Source organism: Modestobacter sp. SYSU DS0657 (assembly GCF_054050925.1).
Genome location: NZ_JBJHAG010000003.1, coordinates 42,531 through 68,530 on the forward strand (window position 1 = coordinate 42,531; position 26,000 = coordinate 68,530).

26 protein-coding genes are annotated in these 26,000 nt (G+C 74.4%); 7 read left to right on the forward strand and 19 right to left on the reverse strand.

Annotated elements, in window-relative coordinates:
* Positions 1-2 precede the first annotated feature (2 nt).
* The 5 genes from pcaC to pcaH all read right to left on the reverse strand — a co-directional run bounded on the left by pcaC (position 3) and on the right by pcaH (position 4,085).
* Positions 3-410 carry a 4-carboxymuconolactone decarboxylase gene (pcaC, locus tag ACI79A_RS02900; protein ID WP_457079735.1) on the reverse strand — a complete coding sequence of 136 codons (408 nt, stop codon included), beginning with the start codon at positions 408-410 and terminating at the stop codon, positions 3-5.
* Positions 407-1,183, reverse strand: a complete 777-nt coding sequence (pcaD, locus tag ACI79A_RS02905; protein ID WP_457079737.1) for a 3-oxoadipate enol-lactonase — start codon at positions 1,181-1,183, stop codon at positions 407-409. Before pcaD ends, pcaC begins: the two co-directional genes overlap by 4 nt.
* Positions 1,180-2,541, reverse strand: a complete 1,362-nt coding sequence (locus tag ACI79A_RS02910; protein ID WP_457079739.1) for a lyase family protein — start codon at positions 2,539-2,541, stop codon at positions 1,180-1,182. The genes pcaD and ACI79A_RS02910 overlap by 4 nt, the downstream gene beginning before the upstream one ends.
* Positions 2,542-2,578: 37 nt before the next feature.
* Positions 2,579-3,235, reverse strand: a complete 657-nt coding sequence (pcaG, locus tag ACI79A_RS02915) for a protocatechuate 3,4-dioxygenase subunit alpha (protein WP_457079741.1) — start codon at positions 3,233-3,235, stop codon at positions 2,579-2,581.
* 82 nt (positions 3,236-3,317) lie between these two features.
* Entirely contained in the window at positions 3,318-4,085 is a 768-nt protein-coding gene (pcaH, locus tag ACI79A_RS02920) for a protocatechuate 3,4-dioxygenase subunit beta (RefSeq protein ID WP_457079743.1), read from the reverse strand.
* A gap of 69 nt (positions 4,086-4,154) precedes the next feature.
* On the opposite strand from pcaH, the gene ACI79A_RS02925 reads away from it, so the two are divergent.
* From ACI79A_RS02925 to ACI79A_RS02945, 5 genes are all read left to right on the forward strand, one after another.
* Positions 4,155-4,931 (forward strand): IclR family transcriptional regulator, encoded by a 777-nt coding sequence (locus tag ACI79A_RS02925; RefSeq protein ID WP_457079745.1) that lies wholly within the window; start codon positions 4,155-4,157, stop codon positions 4,929-4,931.
* Between the two features lie 50 nt (positions 4,932-4,981).
* Complete coding sequence (locus ACI79A_RS02930; RefSeq protein ID WP_457079747.1) at positions 4,982-6,151, forward strand: 4-hydroxybenzoate 3-monooxygenase; 1,170 nt, start codon at positions 4,982-4,984, stop codon at positions 6,149-6,151.
* Positions 6,152-6,315: 164 nt separating this feature from the next.
* Positions 6,316-6,879, forward strand: a complete 564-nt coding sequence (locus ACI79A_RS02935) for a TetR/AcrR family transcriptional regulator (RefSeq protein WP_457079749.1) — start codon at positions 6,316-6,318, stop codon at positions 6,877-6,879.
* 163 nt (positions 6,880-7,042) lie between these two features.
* A complete protein-coding gene (locus ACI79A_RS02940) occupies positions 7,043-7,252 on the forward strand; it encodes a hypothetical protein (protein WP_457079751.1) in 210 nt (69 codons plus the stop codon).
* Positions 7,253-7,348: 96 nt separating this feature from the next.
* Complete coding sequence (locus ACI79A_RS02945) at positions 7,349-7,834, forward strand: hypothetical protein (protein ID WP_457079753.1); 486 nt, start codon at positions 7,349-7,351, stop codon at positions 7,832-7,834.
* Here ACI79A_RS02945 and ACI79A_RS02950 read toward each other — a convergent pair.
* The 6 genes from ACI79A_RS02950 to ACI79A_RS02975 form a co-directional block, all read right to left on the reverse strand.
* Positions 7,815-9,488: a GMC family oxidoreductase gene (locus ACI79A_RS02950; protein WP_457079755.1), complete on the reverse strand. Its 1,674-nt coding sequence runs from the start codon at positions 9,486-9,488 to the stop codon at positions 7,815-7,817. The genes ACI79A_RS02945 and ACI79A_RS02950 overlap by 20 nt on opposite strands.
* A 36-nt stretch (positions 9,489-9,524) precedes the next feature.
* Positions 9,525-10,394, reverse strand: coding sequence for an MBL fold metallo-hydrolase (locus ACI79A_RS02955; RefSeq protein ID WP_457079757.1), 870 nt, complete (start codon positions 10,392-10,394; stop codon positions 9,525-9,527).
* A gap of 23 nt (positions 10,395-10,417) precedes the next feature.
* Positions 10,418-11,788 carry a M23 family metallopeptidase gene (locus ACI79A_RS02960; RefSeq protein WP_457079759.1) on the reverse strand — a complete coding sequence of 457 codons (1,371 nt, stop codon included), beginning with the start codon at positions 11,786-11,788 and terminating at the stop codon, positions 10,418-10,420.
* Positions 11,789-12,019: 231 nt separating this feature from the next.
* Positions 12,020-12,847 carry an ATP-binding cassette domain-containing protein gene (locus ACI79A_RS02965; RefSeq protein ID WP_457079761.1) on the reverse strand — a complete coding sequence of 276 codons (828 nt, stop codon included), beginning with the start codon at positions 12,845-12,847 and terminating at the stop codon, positions 12,020-12,022.
* On the reverse strand, positions 12,844-13,899 hold the full coding sequence (locus ACI79A_RS02970) for an ABC transporter permease (RefSeq protein ID WP_457079763.1): 1,056 nt from the start codon (positions 13,897-13,899) through the stop codon (positions 12,844-12,846). The genes ACI79A_RS02965 and ACI79A_RS02970 overlap by 4 nt, the downstream gene beginning before the upstream one ends.
* A gap of 20 nt (positions 13,900-13,919) precedes the next feature.
* Positions 13,920-14,903, reverse strand: a complete 984-nt coding sequence (locus ACI79A_RS02975) for a sugar ABC transporter substrate-binding protein (protein ID WP_457079765.1) — start codon at positions 14,901-14,903, stop codon at positions 13,920-13,922.
* A gap of 267 nt (positions 14,904-15,170) precedes the next feature.
* On the opposite strand from ACI79A_RS02975, the gene ACI79A_RS02980 reads away from it, so the two are divergent.
* Both ACI79A_RS02980 and ACI79A_RS02985 read left to right on the forward strand, forming a co-directional pair.
* Positions 15,171-16,235, forward strand: coding sequence for a Glu/Leu/Phe/Val family dehydrogenase (locus ACI79A_RS02980; RefSeq protein ID WP_457079767.1), 1,065 nt, complete (start codon positions 15,171-15,173; stop codon positions 16,233-16,235).
* A gap of 200 nt (positions 16,236-16,435) precedes the next feature.
* The gene (locus tag ACI79A_RS02985) at positions 16,436-16,654 is read left to right on the forward strand and encodes a DUF3073 domain-containing protein (RefSeq protein WP_457079769.1); all 219 of its coding nucleotides are present in this window, start codon (positions 16,436-16,438) and stop codon (positions 16,652-16,654) included.
* 206 nt (positions 16,655-16,860) lie between these two features.
* On the opposite strand, the gene purM is transcribed toward ACI79A_RS02985, so the two are convergent.
* The 8 genes from purM to purL all read right to left on the reverse strand — a co-directional run bounded on the left by purM (position 16,861) and on the right by purL (position 25,931).
* Positions 16,861-17,922 (reverse strand): phosphoribosylformylglycinamidine cyclo-ligase, encoded by a 1,062-nt coding sequence (gene purM, locus ACI79A_RS02990; RefSeq protein WP_457079771.1) that lies wholly within the window; start codon positions 17,920-17,922, stop codon positions 16,861-16,863.
* Positions 17,919-19,478 (reverse strand): amidophosphoribosyltransferase, encoded by a 1,560-nt coding sequence (gene purF / locus ACI79A_RS02995; RefSeq protein WP_457079773.1) that lies wholly within the window; start codon positions 19,476-19,478, stop codon positions 17,919-17,921. The genes purM and purF overlap by 4 nt, the downstream gene beginning before the upstream one ends.
* Before the next feature lie 112 nt (positions 19,479-19,590).
* On the reverse strand, positions 19,591-20,199 hold the full coding sequence (locus ACI79A_RS03000) for an MBL fold metallo-hydrolase (protein WP_457079775.1): 609 nt from the start codon (positions 20,197-20,199) through the stop codon (positions 19,591-19,593).
* Positions 20,196-21,287, reverse strand: coding sequence for an S-(hydroxymethyl)mycothiol dehydrogenase (locus ACI79A_RS03005; RefSeq protein ID WP_457079777.1), 1,092 nt, complete (start codon positions 21,285-21,287; stop codon positions 20,196-20,198). The genes ACI79A_RS03000 and ACI79A_RS03005 overlap by 4 nt, the downstream gene beginning before the upstream one ends.
* Positions 21,288-21,415: 128 nt before the next feature.
* Positions 21,416-21,538, reverse strand: coding sequence for an MFS transporter small subunit (locus tag ACI79A_RS03010; protein WP_457079779.1), 123 nt, complete (start codon positions 21,536-21,538; stop codon positions 21,416-21,418).
* Positions 21,535-22,950 carry an OFA family MFS transporter gene (locus ACI79A_RS03015; RefSeq protein ID WP_457079781.1) on the reverse strand — a complete coding sequence of 472 codons (1,416 nt, stop codon included), beginning with the start codon at positions 22,948-22,950 and terminating at the stop codon, positions 21,535-21,537. Before ACI79A_RS03015 ends, ACI79A_RS03010 begins: the two co-directional genes overlap by 4 nt.
* Positions 22,951-23,179: 229 nt before the next feature.
* Entirely contained in the window at positions 23,180-23,569 is a 390-nt protein-coding gene (locus ACI79A_RS03020; protein WP_457079783.1) for a sterol carrier family protein, read from the reverse strand.
* A gap of 10 nt (positions 23,570-23,579) precedes the next feature.
* Positions 23,580-25,931 carry a phosphoribosylformylglycinamidine synthase subunit PurL gene (gene purL, locus ACI79A_RS03025; protein ID WP_457079785.1) on the reverse strand — a complete coding sequence of 784 codons (2,352 nt, stop codon included), beginning with the start codon at positions 25,929-25,931 and terminating at the stop codon, positions 23,580-23,582.
* Between the last annotated feature and the right edge of the window lie 69 nt (positions 25,932-26,000).

The window sequence follows — 26,000 nt, forward strand, 5'->3', positions numbered from 1 at the left end:
GCTCACTCCTGCGCGCGCAGCTCCGCGAGGATCGGCTTGGCGACGGCGAGGGCGTGGTTCGCCGCGGGGACGCCGGCGTAGACCGCGGTGTGCAGGCAGACCTCGGCGATCTCCTCGTCGGTCAGCCCGTTGTGCACCGCCGCCTTCACGTGCAGCGCGAACTCGTCCCAGTGCCGCAGCGCAGCCGTGATCGCCAGGGTGAGCATGCTGCGCTCCCGGCGCGCCAGCCCCGGCCGCTGCCACAGGTCGCCCCAGGCCACCCGGGTGATGAAGTCCTGGAAGTCGGCGGTGAGCGGGGTGACGGCGGCGACCGCGCGGTCGACGTGCGCGTCGCCGAGCACCTCCCGGCGCACCCGCATGCCGGCGGCGCGGCGCTGCTCGTCGGTCTCCAGCGGACCCTGCTCGGTCACAGCGTGCCACCCGTGGCGTGTGCGATCAGCGCGTCGGACACCTGGGCCACCTGCTCCAGGTTGGCCAGGTGGGCGGCCGGGCTCAGGCTCAGCAGCTTGGCACCGGGCACCCCCTCGGCGATGACCCGCTGGTGCTCCGGCGGCACCGCCAGGTCGTCGGCGCCGGAGACCACCAGCGTCGGCGCGGTGATCCGGGCCAGGTCCGGTCGCTGGTCCATCCGCGCGATCGCGGCGCAGCAGCCGGCGTAGCCCTCGTCGTCGGCGGCCGCCACCATCGCCTGCAGCCGGGCCACCAGGTCGGGGTGGGCGGCGGCGTACGCCGGGGTGAGCCACCGGCTGACCACCGGCTCGGCGATCACCTCCGTGCCCTGGGCGCGCACGGTGCGTGCCCGGTCCTCCCAGCTCTCGGCGTTGCCGGTGTACGCCGAGCTGCACAGCACCGCGAGGGTCAGCAGCCGCTGCGGCTCGCGGACCGCCAGCCGCAGCCCGGTCATCCCGCCGATGGAGACCCCGGCGACGTGCGCCCGGGCCACCCCGAGCCGGTCCAGCAGCGCGACGACGTCGTCGGCGAGGTCGTCGATCGTCGCGTCGCCCGGCACCGACGGCGACCGGCCGTGGCCGCGGGTGTCGTAGCGGACCACCCGGAACCGCTCGGTCAGCGCCGGCACCTGCGGGTCCCACATGGACAGGTCCGACCCCAACGAGTTGGACAGCAGCATCACCGGGGCGTCGGCCGGGCCCTCCACGACGGCGTGCACCTCGACGGCGGTCACGGAGCTCCTCCCTGCCCGGCGGCGTCCGCCTGGGTCGCGATGGTGTGCGCGGCGAGGGCGGCGTCGACCTGGGCGCCGGCCTCCCCCACGTCCGGTGTCGTGTCGGCCACCAGCGCGGCGCCGTCGACGTCGGCCCGTTCGAGCACGACGTCGGCCAGCGGCCGCCCCTGCTCGGCGGCGGTGCGGACGGCGGCTGCCGCGGCGTCGTGCGCGGGCCCGGCGCCCAGCGTGGGGCTGAGCGCCTCGGCCAGCGCGCCGGCCAGCAGCGGGTCGGTGGCGGCGGTGACGGTCGCGGCCATCCGCCCGGTGTCCAGGCGGAGGCTGGCCAGGCTCTCGGCGAGCCAGGACGCCGCCGAGCCGACGGTGCCCAGCAGGTCGGTCAGGGTGGGCCACTCGACGTGCCAGGTGCCCGCGCCCCGCTCGTGCTCCTGCTCCATGGCGGCGAAGAGGGTGGCCACCAGCCCGGGCGCCCGCCGCGCGCAGGCCCGCGCGGAGATCGCGGCCACCGGGTTGTTCTTGTGCGGCATCGCCGACGAGCCGCCGCGGCCCTCGGCGACCTCGGCGGCCTCGGCCACCTCGGTCTGCGCCAGCAGGACGACGTCGACGGCGACGGTGGCCACCACGCCGGCGGCCGCCCCGAGCACCCCGGCGACGTCGGCGATCGGCAGCCGGACGGTGAACCAGGGCACGTCGGTGGTCTGCAGCCCCAGCTCCTCGGCCAGCGCGGCGCGCAGGTCGACCCCCGACCCGCTGCTGGCCGCGAGGGTGCCGACCGCGCCGCCGTACTGCACCGGCAGCCCGGCCAGCACCGCCGCGATCCGGGTGCGCACCCCCTCGACCCCGGCCAGCCAGCCGGCCGCCTTGAGCCCCACCGTGGTGGGCAGCGCCTGCTGCAGCAGGGTGCGGCCGATCAGCACGTCGTCGCGGTGGTCGGTGGCCAGCCGGGCGCAGACCCCGGCCGCGGCGGCCAGGTCGGCGTCGACCAGCTGCAGCCCGCGCCGCGCCAGCAGCACCGCCGCGGTGTCGACGACGTCCTGGCTGGTGGCGCCGACGTGCACCGCGCGCGCCGCGTGCGGGCCCACGGCGTCCTGCAGCGCCCGGACCAGCGGCGGCACCGGGTTGCCGGCGTCCCCGGCGCGGGCGGCGACGCGGGCCAGGTCGAGCCGACCCGGGTCGGCGCACACCCGCCCGACCTCCTCGGCCGCGGTCTCCGCGACCAGCCCGACCCGGGCCGCGGCACGGGCCAACGCCGCCTCCACCTCCAGCAGGGCGACCAGCCAGGCGTCGCCGGCGCCGGCGTTCACCGGGCCGCGGGCGAAGGTGGCCGCGAGCAGCCCGGGCACGGGGAGTCCTGTCACCGGGCCATCCTGGCGGGTGCGCGGTCGCCGCGGTCGGTCACACCGCGAAGAAGACGGTCTCGTCTTCTCCCTGCAGGTGGATGTCGAGGACGTAGCCGTCGTCGGCGGGGGTGGCGATCAGCGTCGCTCGGGAGGCGTCGTCGGGCAGGCTGGCCAGCACGGCGTCCTCGGCGTTGGCCGCGGCCTCGTCGGCGAAGTAGATCCGGGTGACCACCCGGTCCAGCAGGCCGCGGGCGAACACCGAGACGTCGACGTGCGGCGCCTGCAGGCCACCCGCGCCGTCGGGCACCCGGCCGGGCTTGAGCGTGCAGATCGCGTACTGCCCGCCGTCCCGGGTCTGGGACCGGCCGAAGCCGCGGAAGCCGGGGTGCTCCACCGCGCCGCGCGGGTCGTCGGGGTGCGCGAACCGGCCGTCGGGGTCCGCCTGCCAGGTCTCGACCATCGCGTCGGGCACGACGTCGCCGTTGCCGTCGAACACCCGGCCGCGCAGCCAGATCGCACCGGAGGTGCCCTCGGCGACGGCGAAGGGGCCGTCGGGCCAGGTCAGCCCGATGGCCAGGTAGGGGCCGACGGTCGCACTGGGCGTGGTGCCGAACCGCAGCGGCTCGTCGAGGAAGCCCGAGCCCCGTCGTCCCGACCGGGGCTGGCTGATCTCGGTGCTCTCCGGCACGTCCAGCGGGTCACTCAGTGCCATCAGGCCACACCTCCTGCGCGACTCCGCGCCTCGTTCCGCTCCTCGGTCGCTGGCGCTCCCTGCGATGCTCGCTCGGCTGTCGTCACGCCACATCCCCGTCGTCGTCGGTCTCGAACGGCGTCTGGTCGGTGCCGCGCAGGACGATGTCCCACTCGAAGGCCAGCGCCCAGTCCGGCTGGGTGCGCTCCAGGTCGAACCGGCTGATCGCGCGGTGCCGGGCCGACGGCGGGATCGCCTGGAAGATGGGGTCCTGCCCGAACAGCGGGTCGTCCGGGAAGTACATCTGGGTGACCAGTCGCTGGGTGAACGCCCGGCCGAACAGGCTGAAGTGGATGTGCGCCGGCCGCCACGCGTTGTGGTGGTTGCCCCACGGGTAGGCGCCGGGCTTGATGGTGGTGAACTCGTACCGGCCCATGCTGTCGGTCATCACCCGACCCAGCCCGTCGAAGTGCGGGTCCAGCGGCGCCGGCCAGTTGTCGACGACGTGCCGGTAACGGCCGGCGGCGTTGGCCTGCCAGACCTCCACGAGCGCGTCGGGCACCGGGCGGCCGTCACTGTCGAGGACCCGGCCGAACACGATGATCCGCTGCCCCTGCGCCTCACCGCCCAGCCGCACCGTGAGGTCGGCGTCGGCGGCGGTCACCCGGTCCTCGCCCAGCACCGGGCCGGTCACCTCGGTGAGCCGGTGCGGCAGGTCGATCGGCGTGCGCAGCGGTGCCCGCAGCCCGGTGCTCTTGTACCCGGGGTGGGCCACCGGCGTGCGCTGCCCATCGGGTTCACGCAGGTAACGCGGCAGGATGAGGGCGCTGTCCTCCGCGGGCCGCGGCGCCCGCGATGTGGTCCCGGTCATGCCGGGAACGTACGGCGCGGGGCTAGGCTCTGACAGCCCTGACTTCCACTGAGCAGAACGGATCGCGCCGTGGCCGGAGGTGCAGCCGCACCCGGGCGGTCGGTGACCTCCCGGGCGCTCGGCGTGCTCGACGCGTTCGACAGCGGCCACCCGCGGCTCACCCTCTCGGAGGTCGCCGCCCGTTCGGGCACGCCGCTGACCACCACCCACCGCCTGCTCGGCGAGCTGGTGGAGTGGGGCGCGCTGGTCCGCCGCCCGGACGGCCGCTACGAGATCGGCCGCAAGCTCTGGGACCTGGGCCTGCTGGCCCCCGTGCAGCTGGAGCTGCGGCAGGTGGCCGCCCCGTTCCTGCTCGACGTGCACACCGCCACCCGCGACACCGTGCACCTCGCCGTCCGGGAGGGCCTGCGCGCGCTCTACGTCGAGCGGATCTCCGGGCGCGAGTCGGTGCCGGTCGTCAGCACCGTGGGCAGCCGGCTGCCGCTGCACGCCACCGGCGTCGGCAAGGTGCTGCTGGCCTGCGCGCCCGACGAGGTCGTCGAGCGGGTGCTGCAGGAGCTCAGCCGGGAGACCCGGTACACCGTCGTCGATCCCGGGGCGGTGACCCGGGAGCTGGGCGAGGTCCGCCGGCGCGGCTGGTCCCGCACGACCGAGGAGATGTCGCTGGGCACCGCGTCGGTCGCCGTGCCGGTCACCGTCGACCGGGCCGCCGGACCGGTCGTCGTCGCCGCCCTGGGCATCGTCGTCCCCACCCACCGCCGCGACCTCGCCCGGTTGACCCCGGTGCTGCAGGTCGCCGCCCGGGGCATCGGGCGGGCGCTGGCCCGGACGGCCGAGTTCCGCTGACCGGAAGAGCAGGTTCGGCCCGGGCGGGCGGCCCGGGTCACACTCGCCGCATGCGCACCCAGGTGGGGATCATCGGAGCCGGGCCGGCGGGGCTGCTGCTGTCCCGGCTGCTGCAGCTGCAGGGCATCGACACCGTGGTGCTGGAGAACCGCTCGCGGACCTACGTCGAGGCCCGCATCCGCGCCGGGATCCTCGAGGAGCACACGGTGCAGACGCTCGTCGACGCCGGCGTGGGCGACCGGCTGCAGCGCGAGGGCCTGCCGCACGACGGCATCCACCTGCAGTTCCCCGGCACCCGCCACCACCTCGACTTCCCCGCGCTGTGCGGCCGCCGGGTGTGGGTCTACGGGCAGACAGAGGTCACCAAGGACCTGATCAGTGCCCAGCTGGACGGCGGGCCGCCGCTGCTGTTCGAGGTGTCCGACGTCGTCCCCGAGGACGTCGACGGCGACGCCCCGCGGATCCGCTTCACCGACGCCGCGGGCACCCCGCAGGTGCTCGAGTGCGACGTCGTCGTCGGCACCGACGGCTTCCACGGCGTCTCCCGCCCGGTGGTCACCGCCGGCACGGCCGGCCGCACCTGGGAGCGCACCTACCCCTACGCCTGGCTGGGCATCCTGGCCGACGTCGCGCCCAGCGAGGACGAGCTGGTCTACGCCTGGCACCCCGACGGCTTCGCCCTGCTGTCCATGCGCTCACCGTCGGTCTCCCGGCTGTACCTGCAGGTCGACCCGGCGGAGAAGATCGAGGACTGGTCCGACGACCGGATCTGGGACGGGCTGTCGAGGCGCTTCGCGCTCGACGGCTGGGAGCTGCAGACCGGCCCGGTCACCGAGAAGTCGATCCTGCCGATGCGCTCGTTCGTCAGCGCGCCGATGCGCCGGGGCCGGCTGTTCCTCGCCGGCGACGCCGCGCACATCGTGCCGCCCACCGGCGCCAAGGGGCTCAACCTCGCCGTCGCCGACGTCACCCTGCTGGCCCAGGCCCTGGTGCGGCTGCTCGCCGAAGGCCGGACCGACCTGGTCGACAGCTACTCCGACCGCGCCCTGGCCCGGGTCTGGCGCTGCACGCACTTCTCGTGGTGGATGACCTCGATGCTGCACCGCTCCGGCGACGACTTCGACGCCGAGCTGCAGCTGTCGCAGCTGCGGCGGGTGTGCTCCTCGGAGGCCGCGGCCCGCGAGCTGGCGGAGAACTACACCGGCCTCCCCGTCGACTGAGGCGCCACTGACCCCGCTTTCCGCGCCGAAAGCGAGGTCCTGGACCTCGCTTTCGGCGCGGAAAGCGGTTCAGGCGGGGACGGTCGCGGGTTCGGGGTCGGCGGGGGTGCGGCGGCCGGAACCGAGCAGCGACACCGCGCACACCCCGACCGACCAAGGACCAGGTGCGCATCCGGGTGCTCAGGGCGGCGGGCACGGTGTTCGCCCAGCGGGGCTACGCGGCAGCCAGCCTCGACCAGGTCGCCGCCGCGGCCGGCTTCACCAAGGGCGCGGTCTACTCCAACTTCGGCAGCAAGGACGAGCTGTTCCTGGCCCTGATGGCCGCCGAGGCCACCACCCGGGTCGCCGCGGTCGAACAGGCGCTGGACCGCAGCGCTGACCTGCCGGCCGCGCTGGCCGCCGTCGGCGCCGAGCTGGCCCAGCGTGATCCCGCCTGGCAGTTGCTGTTCCTGGAGTTCTGGCAGCGGGCGGTGCGCGAGCCGACCGTGCGGACGACCTTCGTGGCTGCCCGGCGGGACCTGCGCAGCCGGGTGGCCGCGGTGGTGGACCGCTTCCTGGCCACCCACCCGGTGCACACCGGCTGGGACGCCGCGTCGCTCACCGTCGTCGTCCTCGCGCTGACCCACGGGCTCGCCGTCGAGGGCCTCCCCGACCCGGAGGCGGTGGACGACGGACTGCTCACCCGGGTGCTGGCCGACCTCGTCGACCCTGCACCCCCGACCCGGTGACGCACCCACGGACCACTGGCAGACTCTGACCAGGCCGATCGTCCAGTTCGAGTCGACAGATCGATTGAATTGGCAGAGTGACCACAGTCTTTCGCCGATCTTCGACTACTTCTGCCCCGGCGAGGCTCTGACGCGGACCGGTTCGCACCACTAACTTCCAGTCATGCTCTCGACGCTCTTCACCATCGCCGGCGTGCTCGTGGGGCTGCTCGTGCTGCTCACCCTGATCGTGCGGCTCAGCGCCCGGCCGGAGACCCGCGGCCGGACGACCACGTCCCGCGCGCCGGGCTGGGTCGTCGACGCCGGCCAGCCGCACCCCGACGCCTGGTCGCCGCTGTCCCAGACGAGCACCCAGATCCGCGCCGTCCGCTGACCGGCGGGCACCACCCGCGCCTGTCCTCCCTCCGCGCCGCCGCACCCGGCACCGGGTCCGGCGGCGCCGGTGTCCCGGCTCCCGGCGAGCCGTATCGTGGCCGCCGGCGACGCGCACCCCAGCAGCCTGGAGGACCCGATGCAGGCCCGGACCACCCGCGGGGCACGACGCCGCGCGTCCGCCGCCGCGGCCGCCGCGGCACTGGCCCTGCTGCCGGGCTGCTCGGGCGAGGACGCCGCCGAGGGCGCCGGGAGCACCAGCGCCGCCGCCACCACGGGCACCCCCGGGTCGTTCGCGCTGCCCTCGGGCTGGCCGGCGGAGAGCGTGCCGGTGCCGCCGGGGGGCTCGACCGAGGACACCTCCACCGCCCCGGACTCCCCGGCCTTCGTCGTCTTCGACGTCGGCGTGGAGGAGGCGATGGCCTTCTACCGCGAGACGCTCCCCGCCGAGGGCTGGCAGCTGCTCTCCGACACCGCCGACCCCGCGACGCTGACCGCCGAGCGACGGGGTGTGCAGGTGCTCGTGCTCGGCTCCACCGACCCCGAGGTGGTCAGCGTGGTGGTCAGCCGGCCGGAGGGCTGAGCACCGCCGGGCCGCCGGTCATCAGCTCGGCGGCCCGCTCGCCGAGCATCACCGCGGTCGCGGCCGGGCCACGGGAGGTCACCCGCGGCATCACCGACGTGTCCACCACCCGCAGGCCGTGCACCCCACGGACCCGCAGCTGCTGGTCGACGACCGCTCCGGGGTCGCTGTCCGGCCCCATCCGGGCGGTGCCGGCCAGGTGGATCGCGGTCGCCAGGTGCCGGCGGGCCCAGCGGTCCAGCTCCCGGTCGTCGGCCAGCACGTCGTCCGGCAGGCCGGTCCGTCCGGCCACGAGCGGCGCGAAGGCCGCCGTCGACAGCAGCTCGGCGGCCAGCCGCACCACCTCGCGCATGCGACGCCGGTCGGACTCCGCGGTGAGGTAGCGGTGCTCGATCCGCGGCTGCACCGTCGGGTCGTCGCTGACCAGGCTGAGCCGGCCGCGGCTGTCCTCCTGCTGCAGCGCGACGGCGAGGAACAGGTCCTCCCGCCGCCGGGCCTGGTCCAGCACCCGGTGCAGGGACGCACCGCGCAACGCCCGCAGCGTGGCTCCCGGCCGCCTCAGCGCCTCGGCGACCGGCGAGCCGGGGGCGCGGTCCAGCAGCACCCGGCTGAACGGCTTGAGCCAGGGCATCACCTCGAGGTCGCCGGGGGTCGGTGAGCCCGCCGACGTCGTGTGCAGCGCGCTGGACAGCGGCAGCAGACCCCGCGGCGCAGGCAGCCGCTCCCGGGGCTGCCAGGTGACGTAGAGGTCCGGGTGGTCGGTGAAGTCCGCCCCCACTCCCGGGGCGTGCACCCGCACGGCCACGCCGGCCGCCCGCAGCTGGTCGGCCGGGCCGATACCCGAGAGCATCAGCAGCTGCGGGGTGGCCACCGCGCCGGCGGCGAGCACCACCTCCCCGGCGTGCACCGCACCGCGCTCGGTCTGCACCCCGATCGCCCGGTCGCCGGAGAACAGCACCCGGGTCACCCGGGTGTCGCCCCGCACGGTGAGCAGCGACGAGCCGCGCCGCGGGGAGAGGTAGGCCATCGCGGTGTTCACCCGGACGCCGCCGGCGGCGTTGACCGGCAGCGGCCCGTGTCCGGGCGCGCCGTCGGCGTTCTTGTCCGGCTCGGCCGGGAAGCCGAGCTCCGTGCACGCGGCGGTGAACGCCTCGGCGACCGGGTGCCGGGAGGCCACCCGGCGCACCGGCATCGGGCCGCTGTCGCCGTGCGCGGGTGAGCCGGGGTGGTCCGCGTCGGTCTCCGAGCGCCGGAAGGCCGGCAGCACCGCGTCGTAGGACCACAGGTCGTTGCCGTCGGCGGCCCAGCCGTCGAAGTCAGCCCGGGTGCCGCGGACGAAGTAGGTGCCGTTCACGGCGCTGGACCCGCCCAGCACCCGGCCGCGGACCACCGGGTAGCTGACGTCCTCGGCCAGCTGCGCGGTGTAGGTCCAGTTGGCGGGGTGCCCGGGGGTGACCGCCCCCAGGACGGCCGCGTCGCGCAGGGCCGGTGGGAAGTCGGCCGGCTGGGGGTGGTCGGCGCCGGCCTCCAGGACCAGCACGCGCCGGCCGGCATCCACCAGGCGGGCCGCCAGCGCGCACCCGGCCGATCCGGCGCCCACGACCACGACGTCCCAGCCGTCGACGTCCCGGTCGCGGTGCACTGTCCCCGTCACCCCGCCGACGCTAGGCGACGCCGCCCCCCGGCCCCCTCAGGTCAGGCGCACCGCGTCGTCCCCGGCGGGCTCCACGCGCCCCTCGGCCCGCAGCTTGGCCAGCGTGGCCCGGGTCGACTGGGCGGCGGCCGGCCACACCGCGCGGGGCACGGCCGCGTAGACCTGCGCCACGAGCTCGGCGACCGATCGCGGGCCCTCGGCCAGCGCGGCCAGCAGCTGCTCCTCCCGGTGGGCGCGGTGCGCCAGGTAGTACGCCAGGACGGCACCGGGGTCCACGGTGAGCTCCGGGCCGTGCCCGCAGTACAGCGCCGCCGGGCCGAGGTCGTGCAGCCGGCGCAGCGACATGAGGTAGGCCAGCACGTCGCCCTCGGGGTGGGTGACCACCGACGTGCCCCGGCCCAGCACGGCGTCGCCCACCAGCACGGCGCCGGAGTCCAGCCGGAAGGCCAGGTGATCGGCGGTGTGCCCCGGCGTGGGCACCACCCGCAGGGTCGTGCCGGCCAGCCGCAGCCGCTCCCCCGGCGCCAGCACCCGTCCGCGGGGCCCGGCCACCTCCGGCGTCGCGGCCGCCACCGGGGCGTCGAAGTGCCGCCCCCACGGCTGCGCCGCCTCGGCGTGGTCACCGTGGTGGTGGGTGACCAGCACCGCCACCACCCGGGTGCCCCGGCCCACCAGGGCCTGCTGCACCGCGGCCAGGTGGGCGGGGTCGTCGGGTCCCGGGTCGACCACGACCACCTGTCCGCTGCCCGGCTCGCCCACCAGGTACGTGTTGGTGCCGTCCAGCGTCATCGGCGACGGGTTGGGGGCGAGCACCCGGGTCACCAGCGGCTCGAGGTGCGCGGTGCGGGGCAGCTCCCCGGGCGCGGGCAGCCCCCACCCCGCCCTGGGGTCCGGCGGGGTGGTCACCCGGGCACGCTAACCGGCGCCGGTCAGCAGCCGGAGATCGCGACGCCCCGGGCGCGCAACCAGGGCACCGGGTCGACCTGGCCGCTGTAGAGCGACCCGCCGGGGTGCACCTCGAAGTGCAGGTGGGGCCCGGTCGACTGGCCCCGGTTGCCCACCTCGGCGATCTGCTCGCCGACCTGCACCCGGTCACCGGCGGAGACGAAGAACTGGTTCACGTGGCCGTAGACGGTGACCGCGCCGTCGTCCCCGCGGATGTAGACCGCCAGCCCGAACCCGGTGGCAGGTCCGGCCCGGACGACCCGGCCGGTGGTCGCGGCGTAGATCGGCGTCCCGATCGGCGCGGCGATGTCCACCCCGAAGTGGGTCACCCCCCAGCGGGCCCCGTAGCAGCTGCTGGTCCGGCCGCTGGCCGGGCGCACGTACCCGTGGCCACCGGTGTCGCTGCCCGCGTTGCTGCCTGCGTTGCTCCCTGCGCTGCTGCCTGCGTTGCTGCCTGCGTTGCTGCCGGAGACGACCGCCGCCCGGGCCGCCGCCGCCTCGGCCTCAGCGGCCGCCCGGGCGCGGGCCGCGGCCTCCTCCTCGGCGCGCTTCTGCGCCTGCCATACCTCGAAGGCGTTGCGCTCCCCCTGCAGCTGCAGCAACCGCACCTGGGCGTCCTGCAGCTGCTGGTCCAGCGCGGCCTTCTGCGCCTCGATCTGACCGACGGCGCTCTCCTGGGCAGCGAGCTGGGCCTCGGCCTCGGCCTTGGCCGCGGCGGCCTGCTCCTCCGCCGCAGCCGCCTCGTCGCGGGTGGTGCGGGCGGCGGCCTCGGCGGCCGCCTGCTGCTGCTCGGCGGTCTGCAGCGCACCGAGCACGTCGAGCTGGTGGTCGGCGACGTACTGCAGGGTCGCGGCCTTGCGCACCAGCTCGCCGGGGCCCTCGACGTCCAGCAGCGCCGCCGCGCTGGTCAGGGAGCTGCCGTTCATGTACGTGTCGCGGGAGAACTCCGCGATCCGTCCCCGTGCCTCGGTCACCGCGGCGACGGCGGCCGCCAGGTCCCGCATCGCCTGGTCGGCTGCCGCCTGGGCGAGTTGGCGCGACTCCTCCGCGGCCAGGTACGCGGTGCCGGCCGCCTCGGCCAGGAACTGCACGCGCTCCAGCTCCGACTCCGCGGCGGCGACCAGGCCGGCGATCCGGCCGACCTCGGCGGCCGCCTGGTCCTGGGCCGACTGGGCCTGGCCGAGCTGCTCGTCCGTGGGGTTCACCGGCTCGGCGACCGCCGGGCCTGCGCCGGCCGCCAGCAGGCCACCGGTCACGGCCAGGACGAGCAGCCGGGCCCGGACGCCGCTGGCCGGGCGGCGCCGCGGAGGTGCCGACGGGGACGCACGGTGGAGGCGCAGCTGGACCTGCGGCATGGTCGCTCCCTGGGGAAGAGGGATGGACGTCGGGCTCAGCGAGGCTCGCACCGACACCATCCGTCACAAAGGCAACACGCGGCGCAGTTGTCACCGCCCGCCAAGAACGCAGGGTGAGCAACCGTCAGCGTCGAGTTGTCGACCTGGCGCCTCGTGCCGGGATCCAGCACACCACGGGACCGGATCTCGCGCCGCCCCCGGGCGTGTCCCTCCCCGCCCTCGGGCGGCCGGTCAGCCGCGCGACGGACGCTGCAGCTCCTCCGCCAGCTGGGTGAGCTCGTCGCCGCCGGCCATCATCGTGGTCAGCTGCTCGGGGCTGACCTCGCCCTTGGCGAAGTCGCCCATGCTGCGACCGCGGTTGAGCAGCAGGAACCGGTCACCCACCGGGTGGGCGTGGTGCGGGTTGTGGGTGATGAAGACCACGCCGAGGCCGCGGTCGCGCGCCTGGGCGATGTAGCGCAGCACGACGCCGGCCTGCTTGACCCCCAGGGCCGACGTCGGCTCGTCGAGGATCAGCACCCGTGCACCGAAGTGCACGGCCCGGGCGATCGCCACCGACTGGCGCTCACCGCCGGAGAGGGTGCCCACCGGCTGCTCCGGGTCGCGGATGTCGATGCCCATCGCGGCCAGCTCGCGCCGGGTCACGTGCCTGGCCGTCGCCCGGTCGAAGCGGCGGAACGGCCCCCATCCGACGGTGGGCTCCGAACCGAGGAAGAAGTTCCGCCAGATCGACATCAGCGGGATCATCGCCAGGTCCTGGTAGACCGTGGCGATGCCGGCGTCCAGCGCGTCCCGCGGCGCCCCGAAGGCCACCGGTCGCCCGTCGAGCAACAGCTCGCCGCGGGTCGGCCGGTGCACCCCGGACAGGATCTTGATCAGCGTGGACTTGCCCGCCCCGTTGTCACCGAGGACGCAGGTCACCTCACCGGCCCGCACGGTGGTGGAGATGCCGTCGAGCGCGATCACCGAGCCGTAGTCCTTGCCGATGCCACGCAGCTCGACCAGGGACGTGCCGTCGGCCGGGCGCTCCCCGGCGCCGGTGCTCGTCGCCGTGCTCACCTCCGGGCCGCCTCGGCGTAGCGGCGCACCAATCGGTTGCTGAGCACGGCCAGCAGCAGCATCGCGCCGAGGAAGAAGTAGAACCAGTCGGCGTCCCAGTTCAGGTAGACGATCCCCTGCTGGGTCATGCCGAAGACCAGGGCGCCCAGCGCCGCCCCGATCGCGGAGCCGTACCCGCCGGTGAGCAGGCAGCCGCCGATCACCGCCGCCACGATGTAGATCAGCTCCTGCCCGGTGCCGGTGTTGGCCTGCACCGAGGTCAGCCGGACGGCGGTGATCGTGCCGACCAGCCAGCCCGCGCCGGCGGTGGTCATGAACAGCGTGATGGTGGTCCGCCGGGCGGGCACGCCCACGTTCCGGCTGGCGACGTCGTCCCCGCCGGTGGCGAACACCCAGTTGCCGAAGCGGGTGCGCAGCAGCACCCAGCTGGCCGCTGCGGTGACGCCCAGCCACCACAGCACCGCCACCCGGAACGGCTGGCCGAAGACGTCGATGGTGGAGGCGAACACCAGCTCGGCCAGGTGGTAGCCGGGTGCGTCGGCCAGCCCCCGGACGATGACCGTGCCGGTGAACAGCTTGGTGAGCCCCAGGTTGAGGCCCTGGAGCATCAGGAAGGTGCCCAGCGTGATGATGAAGCTGGGCAGGCCGGTGCGGGTCACCAGCCAGCCGTTGAGGAAGCCGATCGCCAGGGCCACCACCAGGGCGGCGCCGATCGCGACCCAGATGTTCTGGTCGAGCTGCACCGCCACGATGCCGACGGTCAGCGCGCTGGTGCCGGTCATCACCCCGGCGGACAGGTCGAAGTGCCCGCCGATCATCAGCAGCGCGACCGCCACGGCCATGATGCCCAGCGTCGAGGCGACGTCGAGCCAGTTGGCGACGCCGCTCAGCGACCGGAACACCCCCGACTGCGACGCGAAGAAGGCGAAGATCACCACCGCGCCGATCAGCGACCCGAGCTCCGGCTTGACCAGCAGCCGCCGCCACCAGCCGACCGCGGCGACGCGCTCGTCGACGCGCGGCGACGCGTCCGCCGGCGCCTCCTGCGCCACCCCTCCGGCCCCGTCCCGGCTCAGCGCGTGCCCTCCGCGGCGAGGTCGGCGATCGCGTCGACGTTGGTCGAGTCGACGATGCCCGGGCCGGTGAGCACCGGCTGCCCGCCACCGACGGTGTTCAGGTTGTCCGCGTAGAGCTTGAGCATCACGACCGGCAGGTAGCCCTGCTCGTACTGCTGCTGGTCGACGGCGAAGGCGATCGAGCCGTCCTGGATCGCCTCGATCACGTCGCCGTTGAGGTCGAAGGTGGCGATCTCGGCGTCGGAGGAGGCGTCGGACGCGGCCGACGCGGCAACCGAGGCGACGGCGGAGTTGAGCGTGAGCACGGCGTCGATCGACGGGTCGCTCTGCAGCTGCGAGGTGATCGTCGACTGCGCGGCCTGCAGGTCGTTGATGTCGACCTGCAGCAGGCGGACGTCGCGCCCCAGGCCCTCCGACGCCCCGGCGCACCGCTGCTCCAGGCCGATGTTGCCCGCCTCGTGGATCACGCACAGCACGTTCTGCGCGCCGTCGGCGGCCAGTCGCTCCCCGGCGCCCCGGCCGGCGATGACCTCGTCCTGGCCCACGTGGCCGATCGCGCCGAACTCCTCCGACCGGTCCGCGCCGGAGTTGATCGTGACCACCGGGATGCCGGCGGCGACGGCGGCGCTGACGGAGTCCTCCAGCGCGTCGGGGTTGGCCATCGAGACGACGAGGCCGTCGACCCCCTGGTTGACCGCCGCCTCGATGAGCTGCGACTGGCGCTGGGGGTCGCCGTCGCTCTGGTAGTCGACGCCGATGCCGAGGTCGTCCCCGGCGGCCTCGGCCCCCTTCTGCACCACGTCCCAGAACGCGTCACCTGCGGAACCGTGCGTCACCACCGCGAAGCTGAGGTCGCCGTCCGCACCGGAGGCGCCACCTCCGGAGCCGTCCGCCCCGCCGCCGGAGTTCTCGGTGGAGCAGGCAGCGAGCACCAGGGGTGCGGCCAGCGCGAGCGCCAGCAGCCGCATGGGTCGGGCCATGTGCCAGTTCCTCAAAGTCGTCGCTCCTGTGTCACGGCGCAGCGCTGCTCCGCTGGTTGCTCCCCGGCCGGCCCTGGACTCGGGCGGTCCGGGACGAAGTGTGCGGCACCGGGGGAACCGGCGCCCGTCATCAACCGTTGATCATGCCTCCACCTGCCGTCGGACGCGCCGCCGACCTCCCCGCCGAGACCAGGTCGTTGCCGAGCGCGACGACGCGGCCACGGCGACCCGGACCCGGGAGGGGACGGCGCGCCTAGGCTCCTCGCCGTGGACGTTCTCGGTTCCGGTCACGAACAGGTCGTCTTCTGCTCCGACCCCGGGTCGGGGCTCCGGGCGGTGATCGCCGTGCACTCCACGGCGCTGGGCCCGGCCCTCGGCGGCACCCGCTTCTTCCCGTACCCCTCCGAGGAGGCCGCGGTCACCGACGCGCTGGCCCTCTCGACGGCGATGGCCTACAAGAACAGCCTCGCCGGGCTGGACCTCGGCGGCGGCAAGGCGGTGATCATCGGCGATCCGCGCACCGACAAGACCGAGGCGCTGCTGCGCGCCTACGGGCGGTTCGTGGAGAGCCTCGGCGGGCGGTACCTCACCGCCTGCGACGTCGGCACCTACAACGCCGACCTCGACGTCGTCGCCCGGGAGACCCGGTTCGCCCACGGCCGGTCGGAGGCCTTCGGCGGCTGCGGGGACTCCTCGGTGCTCACCGCCTTCGGCGTCTTCCAGGGCATGCGCGCCGCCGCCCAGCACCGCTGGGGCGCCCCGACGCTGGCCGGCCGCACCGTCGCGGTGGCCGGGGTGGGCAAGGTGGGCTCGCACCTGGTCGACCGGCTGGTCGCCGACGGCGCGTCGGTCGTGGTCACCGACGTCGACCCGGCCGCGGTCGCCCGGGTGCGCAGCCGGCACCCGGAGGTCACCGCGGTCGCCGACACCGCCACGCTGGTGCGCACCCCGCACGACGTCTACGCCCCGTGCGCCCTCGGTGGCGCGCTGGACGACGAGACCGTCGCCGTCCTGCCCGCCGAGATCGTCTGCGGCGGCGCGAACAACCAGCTGGCCCACGAGGGCACGCCGGGGCTGCTGGCCGACCGCGGCGTCCTCTACGCCCCCGACTACCTGGTGAACGCCGGCGGGGTGATCCAGGTGGAGGACGAGCGACACGGCTTCTCCTTCGCCCGGGCCGAGGCGAAGACGACGACGATCTTCGACGTCGCCCTGCGGGTCTTCGCCGCCGCGGACGCCGACGGGGTCTCCCCCGCGGTCGCCGCCGACCGACTCGCCGAGGAGCGGATGAGCTCGGTGGGCCGGCTGGCGACGATCCGACTGCCCCGCTGAACCGCCGTCCGGGGCCGCTCAGCGGGTGATCCCGGTCACCGGACCCCTCCAGACGAGGGGGCCGGGGATGCCGACGTGTGCCCGTGACCCATCCGTGTCGTAAGCTCGGCCCAGGACACAGTCACTCAGTCGGGGTCGCCACACGGGCCGTCCAGCCCTGTGCTGGGCGACCCGAACTCCGTCACGAGGGGGTCGAGCCAATGGGGCGCGGCCGAGCGAAGGCCAAGCAGACACGCGTGGCCCGTGAGCTCAAGTACAGCTCACCCAACACCGACCTCACAGCCCTCCAGCGCGAACTCGCTGGTCAGCCGTCGTCCTTCCCCAGCCGGGGGCCCAAGGACGACGACGATGAGGACGAGGGCTACGCCGACCGCTGGGCGTCGGACGACGAGGGCGACGACTGGGCAGCCAGTCGTTGACCCGCTGACCCGACGGCTCCAGCAGCCGTTCGAACGCGAGGACACCGCCGGACCCCCGGGACCGGCGGTGTCCTCGCGCGCTCCGAGCCGCCCGCTTGGTCCTCGTGGCCCCGCTCAGGGGGTCCTGCGGCCCCGCTCGGAGGCTCGCCCGAGCTCGCGAGGGATGCGGGGAGCGGGGTCCGTCCCGAGGAGGACGGGGTGCTCTCTCAGCGGTAGTCGCCGCGGAGGGTGACCTCGGGGGCCGTCGTGGGGGACGCGGCCGCGGTCACCGTGCCGGCGACCCAGGACGGGACGCCACGCGCGCTGAGCAGGGCGACCGCCCGGTCGGCGTGCTCCGCGGCGACGGCGGCGACCATGCCCACCCCGCAGTTGAACGCCCGCTCGGACTCCGCGCGGGGGACGCCGTGCTCCTCGAGCAGCCGCACCGCCGCGGGCAGCGCCCAGGTGCCGCGGTCCAGCTCGGCGGCCAGCCCGTCGGGCAGCACCCGCACGGTGTTGCCGGCCAGCCCGCCACCGGTGATGTGCGCGTAGGCGTGCACGGTCTCCACGCCGAGCTCCTCGACCAGCGCCAGGCAGTCCCGGGCGTAGATGCGGGTCGGCTCCAGCAGCACGTCACCCAGCGGGCGGTCCAGCCCGGCCGGGGTGGCGGTGAGGTCGAGCCCGGCGCGGTCGACCACCCGGCGCACCAGTGAGTACCCGTTGGAGTGGAAGCCCGAGGAGGCCATCGCGATCACCGCGTCGCCGGCCCGGACCCGCTCCGGGCCGAGCACCGCGTCGGCCTCGACCACGCCGACCGCGGTGGCGGCCAGGTCGTACTCGTCGGCGTCCATCAGGTCGCCGTGCTCGGCGGTCTCCCCCCCGACCAGCGCAGCTCCGGCCTGCTGGCAGCCGGCGGCGATGCCGGTGACGATCGCGGCGATCCGCTCGGGGACGACCCGGCCGCAGGCGACGTAGTCCTGCAGGAAGAGCGGCTCCGCACCGCAGGCGACCAGGTCGTCGACGACCATCGCGACCAGGTCGATGCCGACGGTGTCATGCCGGTCCAGCTGACGGGCCAGCGCGATCTTGGTGCCGACGCCGTCGGTGGAGGAGGCCAGCAGCGGCTTGCGGTACTTCGCGGTGTCCAGCGCGAACAGCCCGGCGAACCCGCCGAGCCCGCCGACCACCTCGGGGCGGTTGGTCCGCTCGACGGCCGCGCGCATCAGCGTGACCGCACGCTCGCCGGCGTCGATGTCGACGCCGGAGGCGGCGTAGGTGAACTCGCTCACGGCCGGGCCAGCGCCTCGTCCGCGCCGCCGGACACCGCGGGGCTGCCGGCCTGCTGACCGGTCCAGCCCGACACGGCGGGCACGCCGTCGGCCAGCGTGCGCCGGCCGATGCCCTCGAGCACGTGCTTGCCGAGCACCTCCGGCTCGCCCAGCGGGATCGGGTACTCGCCGGTGAAGCAGGCCGTGCACAGCCGGTTGGCCGGCTGCTCGGTGGCGGCGATCAGGCCCTGCTCGGAGACGTAGCCCAGCGAGTCGGCGTTGATCGAGGCGCGCACGCCGTCGACGTCCAGGCCGTTGGCGACCAGCTCGGCACGGCTGGCGAAGTCGATGCCGTAGAAGCACGGCCACTTCACCGGCGGGGAGGAGATGCGCACGTGCACCTCGACGGCGCCGGCCTCCCGGAGCATCCGGATCAGCGCGCGCTGGGTGTTCCCGCGCACGATCGAGTCGTCGACGACGACCAGCCGCTTGCCGCGGATGACGTCGCGCAGCGGGTTGAGCTTCAGCCGGATGCCGAGCTGACGGATCGTCTGGCTGGGCTGGATGAAGGTGCGCCCGACGTAGGAGTTCTTCACCAGGCCCACGCCGTAGGGGATGCCGGAGGCCTCGGCGTAGCCGACCGCGGCCGGGGTGCCCGACTCCGGCACCGGGATCACCAGGTCGGCGTCGACCGGGTGCTCCTTGGCGAGCCGTCGGCCCACCTCGACCCGGGCCGCGTGCACGCCGCGGCCGGAGATCGTGGTGTCCGGCCGCGCGAGGTACACGTACTCGAAGACGCAGCCCTTGGGCTGGGCGACGGCGAAGTGCTGGCTGCGCAGCCCGTCCTCGTCGATGGCGATCAGCTCGCCCGGCTCGACCTCGCGCACGAAGGAGGCGCCGCAGATGTCCAGGGCCGCGGTCTCGCTCGCCACCACCCAGCCGCGCTCCAGCCGGCCGAGCACCAGCGGGCGCACGCCCTGCGGGTCGCGGGCGGCGTAGAGGGTGTGCTCGTCCATGAAGGTGAAGCTGAACGCGCCGCGCAGGCGGGGCAGCACCTCCATCGCCGCCGCCTCCACCGACGTGTCCGGCTTCGCGGCGATCAGCGAGGTGACCAGGTCCGAGTCGTTGGTCGCGACGAACGCCCCGGCCACGCCCTCGTCGGCCGCGGCGCTGGCGAGCTCGGCGGTGTTGACCAGGTTGCCGTTGTGGCACAGCGCCAGCCCGGTGCCGGCCTCGGTGGTGCGGAACGTCGGCTGGGCGTTCTCCCAGGTCGACGCACCGGTGGTCGAGTACCGCGCGTGGCCGACGGCGATGTGACCGCGGAGACTTCCCAGCGTCGGCTCGTCGAAGACCTGGCTCACCAGGCCCATGTCCTTGTAGACCACGACCGAGGAGCCGTCGGACACCGCGATGCCGGCCGCCTCCTGACCGCGGTGCTGGAGGGCGTAGAGACCGAAGTAGGTCAGCTTCGCGACCTCCTCCCCCGGGGCCCAGACGCCGAAGACGCCACAGGCGTCCTGGGGACCGGGGGAATGGGGGTCGAGGTCGTGCGTCAGCCGTCCGTCACCGCGAGGCACCCCTCGAGCGTACCGGGGTCGGGGGCCCGGCCGCGTCCCGCCCGGGTGGGGTGCCTCACCCACCCGGGCGGGACGACGTCGTCCGGAACGCCCTGCTGAGCCGGGACGACGATCAGGAGATGTTGCCGACCTCGGCGTTGATCGTGGTGTCGTCGCCGTGCCCGGTGTGCACCACGGTGTCCCCGTGCAGGCTCATCAGCCGCGACCGGATCGAGGTCAGGATCGTCGGCTTGTCGCTGAACGAGCGGCCCGTGGCCCCCGGGCCCCCGCAGAACAGGGTGTCGCCGGTGAAGACGGCCCGCAGGTCCGGGGCGTGCAGGCAGGTGCTCCCCGGGGAGTGCCCGGGGGTGTGCAGCGCCTCCAGGGTGGTGCCGGCCACCCGGAACCGGGCGTGGTCGGCCAGCTCGCCGTCGGGGGCGCTGTCGGGGTGCACGACGTCCCACAGCATCCGGTCGGCCGGGTGGAACCAGATGGGCGCGTCGACCGCCGCCCGCAGGTCGACCGCCGCCGTGATGTGGTCGTTGTGCCCGTGGGTCAGCACGATGGCCCGGACCTTCCGCCCGCCGACCGCCTCGACGATCGGCTCGACCCGGTGCGGGGCGTCGATGACGAGCACCTCGTCGTCGTCGCCCACCAGCCAGACGTTGTTGTCGACGTCGAAGTCCTGCCCGTCGAGGCTGAACACCCCGCTGACGACGGCCTTCTCGATGCGGGGGGTCACTTGTCCAGCACCACCACGGAGCGCAGCACGTCGCCGTGGTGCATCTTCTCGAAGGCCTGCTCGACGTCGCCCAGCCCGATGGTCTCGGTGACGAAGTCGTCGAGCGGGAAGCGGCCCTGCAGGTACAGGTCGACCAGCATCGGGAAGTCCCGGCTGGGCAGGCAGTCGCCGTACCAGGAGGACTTCAGCGCCCCGCCGCGGCCGAAGACCTCCAGCAGCGGGAGGGTGATCTCCATGTCCGGGCGCGGGACGCCCACCAGCACCACCCGGCCGGCCAGGTCGCGGGAGTAGAAGGCCTGCTCGAACACCGCAGGGTGGCCGACCGCGTCGATGGTCACGTCGGCACCGAAGCCCCCGGTCAGGGACTTGATCGCCTCGACCGGGTCGGTCTCCTTCGAGTTGACCGCGTGGGTGGCGCCGAGCTTCCTCGCCCACTCGAGCTTCCGGTCGTCGATGTCGACGGCGATGATCGTCGTGGCACCGGCCAGCTTCGCCCCGGCGATCGCGGCGTCCCCGACGCCGCCGCAGCCGAAGACGGCCACGCTCTCCCCGCGCTGGACGGCGGCGGTGTTGATCGCCGCGCCGACGCCCGCCATCACGCCGCAGCCGAGCAGCCCGGCCGACGTGGCCGGCGCCTGCGGGTCGACCTTGGTGCACTGCCCGGAGTGGACCAGCGTCTTCTCGACGAAGGCCCCGATGCCCAGCGCGGCGGACAGCTCGGTGCCGTCGGCCAGCGTCATCTTCTGCGCGGCGTTGTGGGTGTTGAAGCAGTACTGCAGCTGCCCCTTGCGGCAGGCGCGGCACTCCCCGCAGACCGCCCGCCAGTTGAGCACCACGTAGTCGCCGACGGCGACGTTGGTGACGCCCTCGCCCATGGCGGAGACGACGCCGGCGGCCTCGTGGCCCAGCAGGAAGGGGAACTCGTCGTTGATGCCGCCCTCGCGGTAGTGCAGGTCGGTGTGGCAGACCCCGCAGGCCTGCACGTCCACGACCGCCTCGCCCGGACCCGGGTCGGGCACGATGATCGTCTCGATGGTGACCGGAGCACCCTTGCTGCGGGCGACGACGCCCTGGACCTCGTACGACATGTCCCGGAGCCTAGGTCGAGGCCCGTGCATGCGCTGACCCGCATGCCGCTCAGCGGTGGTCCCGGGACAGCACAGCGCCCCTCCTGCCACGTGGCAGGAGGGGCGCTGCGACTGGGTGGTGCGGTGGCTCAGCCGGTGAACAGCGCGCTGGCCGTGCGGATCGTCTGCACCAGCCCGTACACCAGCGGGAGGCCCACCAGGGCCCACGCGAAGGCCACGAGACCGGTCGGCGTGCTGCTCTTCTCGCTCATCGGGTGGTGCTCCGTTCGGGGTTGGCGCGGGCGGTGGCGGGGGTGGTGGCGTGCGGCTCGTGCCACTTCGCCGCCACCGGCTTGACCAGCAGGTTGGCGACGAAGCCGATCGCCAGCAGGCCGACCATGATGAACAGCGCCGGCCGGTAGTCACCGGCGTTGAGCTGCCCCGGGGTGCCCTGCATGTCCAGGACGCCGTTGACGATCAGCGGGCCGGCGACGCCGGCAGCTGCCCAGGCGGTCAGCAGCCGGCCGTGGATGGCGCCGACCTGGTACGTGCCGAAGAGGTCACGCAGGTAGGCCGGGACGGTCGCGAAGCCACCGCCGTAGAAGCTGATGATGATCGCCGCGAGCGCGACGAACAGCCAGACGGCGCTGCTGCCGACGGTGGCCAGCAGGACGTAGAGCACCAGGCCGACACCGAGGTAGACCATGTAGATCCCCTTGCGGCCGATGTAGTCCGACGTGGACGACCACACGAACCGGCCGGCCATGTTGAACAGCGACAGCAGCCCGACGAACCCGCCGGCCGCGGCGGCGGCGACCGCGGAGGTCTGACCCTCGCGGAAGAAGTCCTGGATCATCGGCGCGGCCTGCTCGAGGATGCCGATGCCGGCGGTCACGTTGCAGAACAGCACGGTCCACAGCAGCCAGAACTGCGGGGTCTTGATCGCGTTGCCGGCCGAGACGCTCTCGGTGGTGACCAGCGCCTTCTGCTTGACCGCGGACGGGTCGAAGCCGGCGGGCTTCCAGTCGTCGGCGGGGACGCGGACGATGAAGGCGCCGAACATCATGAAGACCAGGTAGAGCAGGCCCAGGGTGAGGAACAGACCCGCGACGGCGTTGCCGCTCGGGGTCGTGCCCGCAGTGCCGTCGTAGGCCGGGTCGTACCAGTTCATCAGCTGGCGGGACAGCGGCGAGGCGATGAGCGCACCACCACCGAAGCCCATGATCGCCATGCCGGTGGCCAGGCCCGGGCGGTCCGGGAACCACTTGATCAGGGTGGACACCGGCGAGATGTAGCCGATGCCCAGGCCGATGCCGCCGATGACGCCGTAGCCGAGGTAGAGCAGCCACAGCTGCTCGGTGGCGATGCCCAGGGAGCCGACGAGGAAGCCGGTGACCCAGAAGCAGGCCGAGGTGAACATCGCGGCGCGGGGGCCGTTGCGGTCCACCCAGGTACCGAAGAGCGCGGCCGAGAGGCCCAGCATCACGATCGCGATCGAGAAGACGATGCCGATCGCGGTCAGGGTGGAGTCGAAGTGCGAGACCAGCGCCGCCTTGTAGACGCTGGTCGCGTACGCCTGGCCGATGCACAGGTGCACGGCGAGAGCCGCTGGCGGGATGAGCCATCGGTTGAAGCCCGGCTTCGCAACGATGCGCTCCCGGGCCAGGAAGCTGGGTACTGCCACGGAGACCTCCGAGGTGACGGAACGGCGCGGCCGGTCGGACGAGCCAGCCGCGCGAGTCACTTCCCTGTGAGCTCCGTCGCGACCGGAGGGACGGTACGACGCCGGGCGACCGTTCGCCTCTCGCGGTACCCGAAGTGGGGACGGCGTGTCTCATCACGATTTCGCAGGTCGTGCCGCGCGTCGTCGACGTGTCGACCGCCGGGGGCGGCGACCCGCGGCGGTCAGGCGCTCAGCCGGTGCGCAGCGGGGGCAGCGGCAGGTGCGCCGAGAGGTCGGCGCGGTTGCCGCTGGCGTTGACCCGGCCCTCGGCGAGCGCGTCGGCCCAGGACAGCGCCCCGGTCGCCAGGCGCAGCCAGGTCCCCGGGTCGGTCTCCACGACGTTGGGCGGGGTGCCGCGGGTGTGCCGGGGCCCCGGGATGCACTGCACGGCCACGAACGGGGGCACCCGCACCTCCACCGACCGGCCCGGCACCTGCTGGGCCAGCCAGCGCGCCGAGGTCTTCACCGCCGCGCCCAGCACCGCCCGCGCGGGCTGGTCGGCCTCCCCGGCCAGCCACGGTCGGACGGCGTCGACCGCGGCGCGCAGCTCCTCGGCCGGGATCGGCTGCTGCGCGGCCATCAGGCCGCCATCAGCTGGTCGGGACGGTGCCCGCGGGGATCGAGCCGACGGCGACCTCCGGGCTGCCGAAGAGAGCCGGCAGGGTTCCGCTCCAGGCCTCCCGCAGCTCGGCCAGCGGCAGCTCCAGCAGCCCGTCCAGCACCAGCGCGTCGCCTCCGGTGGTGCCCAGCTCGGTCACCGCGACGCCGGCGGCCTCCGCAGCCGCGCGGACCGTCGCCGGGTGGGCCGTGGTCACGACGACGCGGGCCACCGACTCGCTGAACAGCGCCGCCGTGGGGTCGCCGGTCAGCGTGAGCCGGGCCCCGGTGCCGTAGCGCAGCGCCGACTCGGTCAGCGCCTGCGCCAGGCCGCCGTCGGCGAGGTCGTGCGCGGAGCTGACCGCGCCCTCGGCCGACAGCCGCACCAGCAGCTCACCGAGGGTGCGCTCGGCGGCGAGGTCGAGCCGCGGCGGGCGGCCGCCGAGGTGCCCGTGCACGACCGACGCCCATGCCGAGCCGCCGAACTCCGGCCGGGTCTCCCCGAGCAGCAGCACCGTCTCGCCCGGGGCCCGCCAGCCGGTGGGCACCCGGCGGGTGACGTCGGCGTGCACGCCCAGCACGCCGATCACCGGCGTCGGGTTGATCGCCACCTCACCGGTCTGGTTGTAGAGGCTTACGTTGCCGCCGGTGACCGGCAGCCCGAGCTCGCGGCAGCCGTCGGCCAGACCGCGGACGGCCTCGGCGAACTGCCACATCACCTCGGGGTTCTCCGGCGAGCCGAAGTTCAGGCAGTTGGTGACCGCCAGCGGCGTGGCACCCGAGACGGCGACGTTGCGGTACGCCTCCGCCAGGTTCAGCTGCGCCCCGGTGTAGGGGTCCAGCCGGGCGTACCGGGCGTTGCCGTCCAGCGCCAGCGCGATGCCCCGGTTGCTGCCCTCGTCGATCCGGACGACGCCGGCGTCCTCGGGCTGGGCGAGCACCGTGTTGCCGCGCACGTAGCGGTCGTACTGCTCGGTGACCCAGGTCTTGTCCGCACCGTCCGGGCTGGAGACCACGGCCAGCCAGTCGGCCCGCAGGTCGGCCGAGGACGACGGCGGGGCGTCCGCCTGCAGCGCGTCCAGGTCGGCCGGGCGGGCCATCGGCCGCTCGTACACCGGGCCCTCGTGGGCGACGGTGCGCGGCGGGACGTCGACGATCCGCTCGCCGTGCCAGTCGATGACCAGCCGGTCGCCGTCGGTGACCTCACCGATGACGGTGGCCAGCACCTCCCACTTGCGGCAGACGGCGAGGAACGCCTCGACCTTGTCCGGCTCGACGATCGCGCACATCCGCTCCTGCGACTCGCTCATCAGGATCTCGGCCGGCGTGAGCGTGCTGTCGCGCAGCGGGACGGCGTCCAGGTCGATGTGCATGCCGCCGGTGCCGGCGCTGGCCAGCTCGCTGGTGGCGCAGGAGATGCCGGCCCCGCCGAGGTCCTGGATGCCGGTGACCAGGTCGTCGCGGAAGATCTCCAGGCAGGCCTCGATGAGCAGCTTCTCGGTGAACGGGTCGCCCACCTGGACCGCGGGGCGCTTGGCCGGGCCCTCGGCGTCGAAGGTCTCGCTGGCCAGCACGGACACCCCGCCGATGCCGTCGCCGCCGGTGCGGGCGCCGAACAGGATCACCTTGTTGCCGACGCCCTCGGCCTTGGCCAGCCGGACGTCCTCGTGCTTCATGACGCCGACGCACAGTGCGTTGACCAGCGGGTTGCCCGCATAGCAGTCGTCGAACAGCAGCTCGCCGCCGATGTTGGGCAGGCCCAGGCAGTTGCCGTAGCCGCCCACCCCGGCGACGACGCCGGGCAGCACCCGGGCGGTGTCCGGGGCGTCGGCGCGGCCGAACCGCAACGAGTCCATGACCGCGACCGGCCGGGCGCCCATGGTCAAGATGTCGCGGACGATGCCGCCGACCCCGGTCGCCGCACCCTGGTAGGGCTCCACGTAGCTGGGGTGGTTGTGCGACTCGACCTTGAAGGTGACCGCGTAGCCCTCGCCCACGTCGACGACACCCGCGTTCTCGCCGATGCCGACCAGCAGCGCGTCGCTCGGCGGCAGGTCACCGAACCGGCGCAGGTGCACCTTGGAGGACTTGTAGGAGCAGTGCTCGCTCCACATGACCGAGTACATGGCGAGCTCGGCCGTGGTGGGGCGGCGGCCCAGGATGTCCCGGATCCGCTGGTACTCCTCCTCACGGAGCCCGAGCTCGGCGAAGGGCTGCTCGTCCTCCGGCGTCCGCGCGGCCAGGTCGACCGTGTCGAGCCGGCCGGCCAGCCGCCCGGGGCCGGTGTCGAGCTCGGAGAGCCCGGCGGTGGCGCTGGCCTGCCCGGCGGTCACGTCGGCGCTCACGCGATCACGCTGCTCGACTCCGGACTCGTTCCGCCCCTCGGCCGCTGGCGCTCCCTGCGTTGCTCGCTC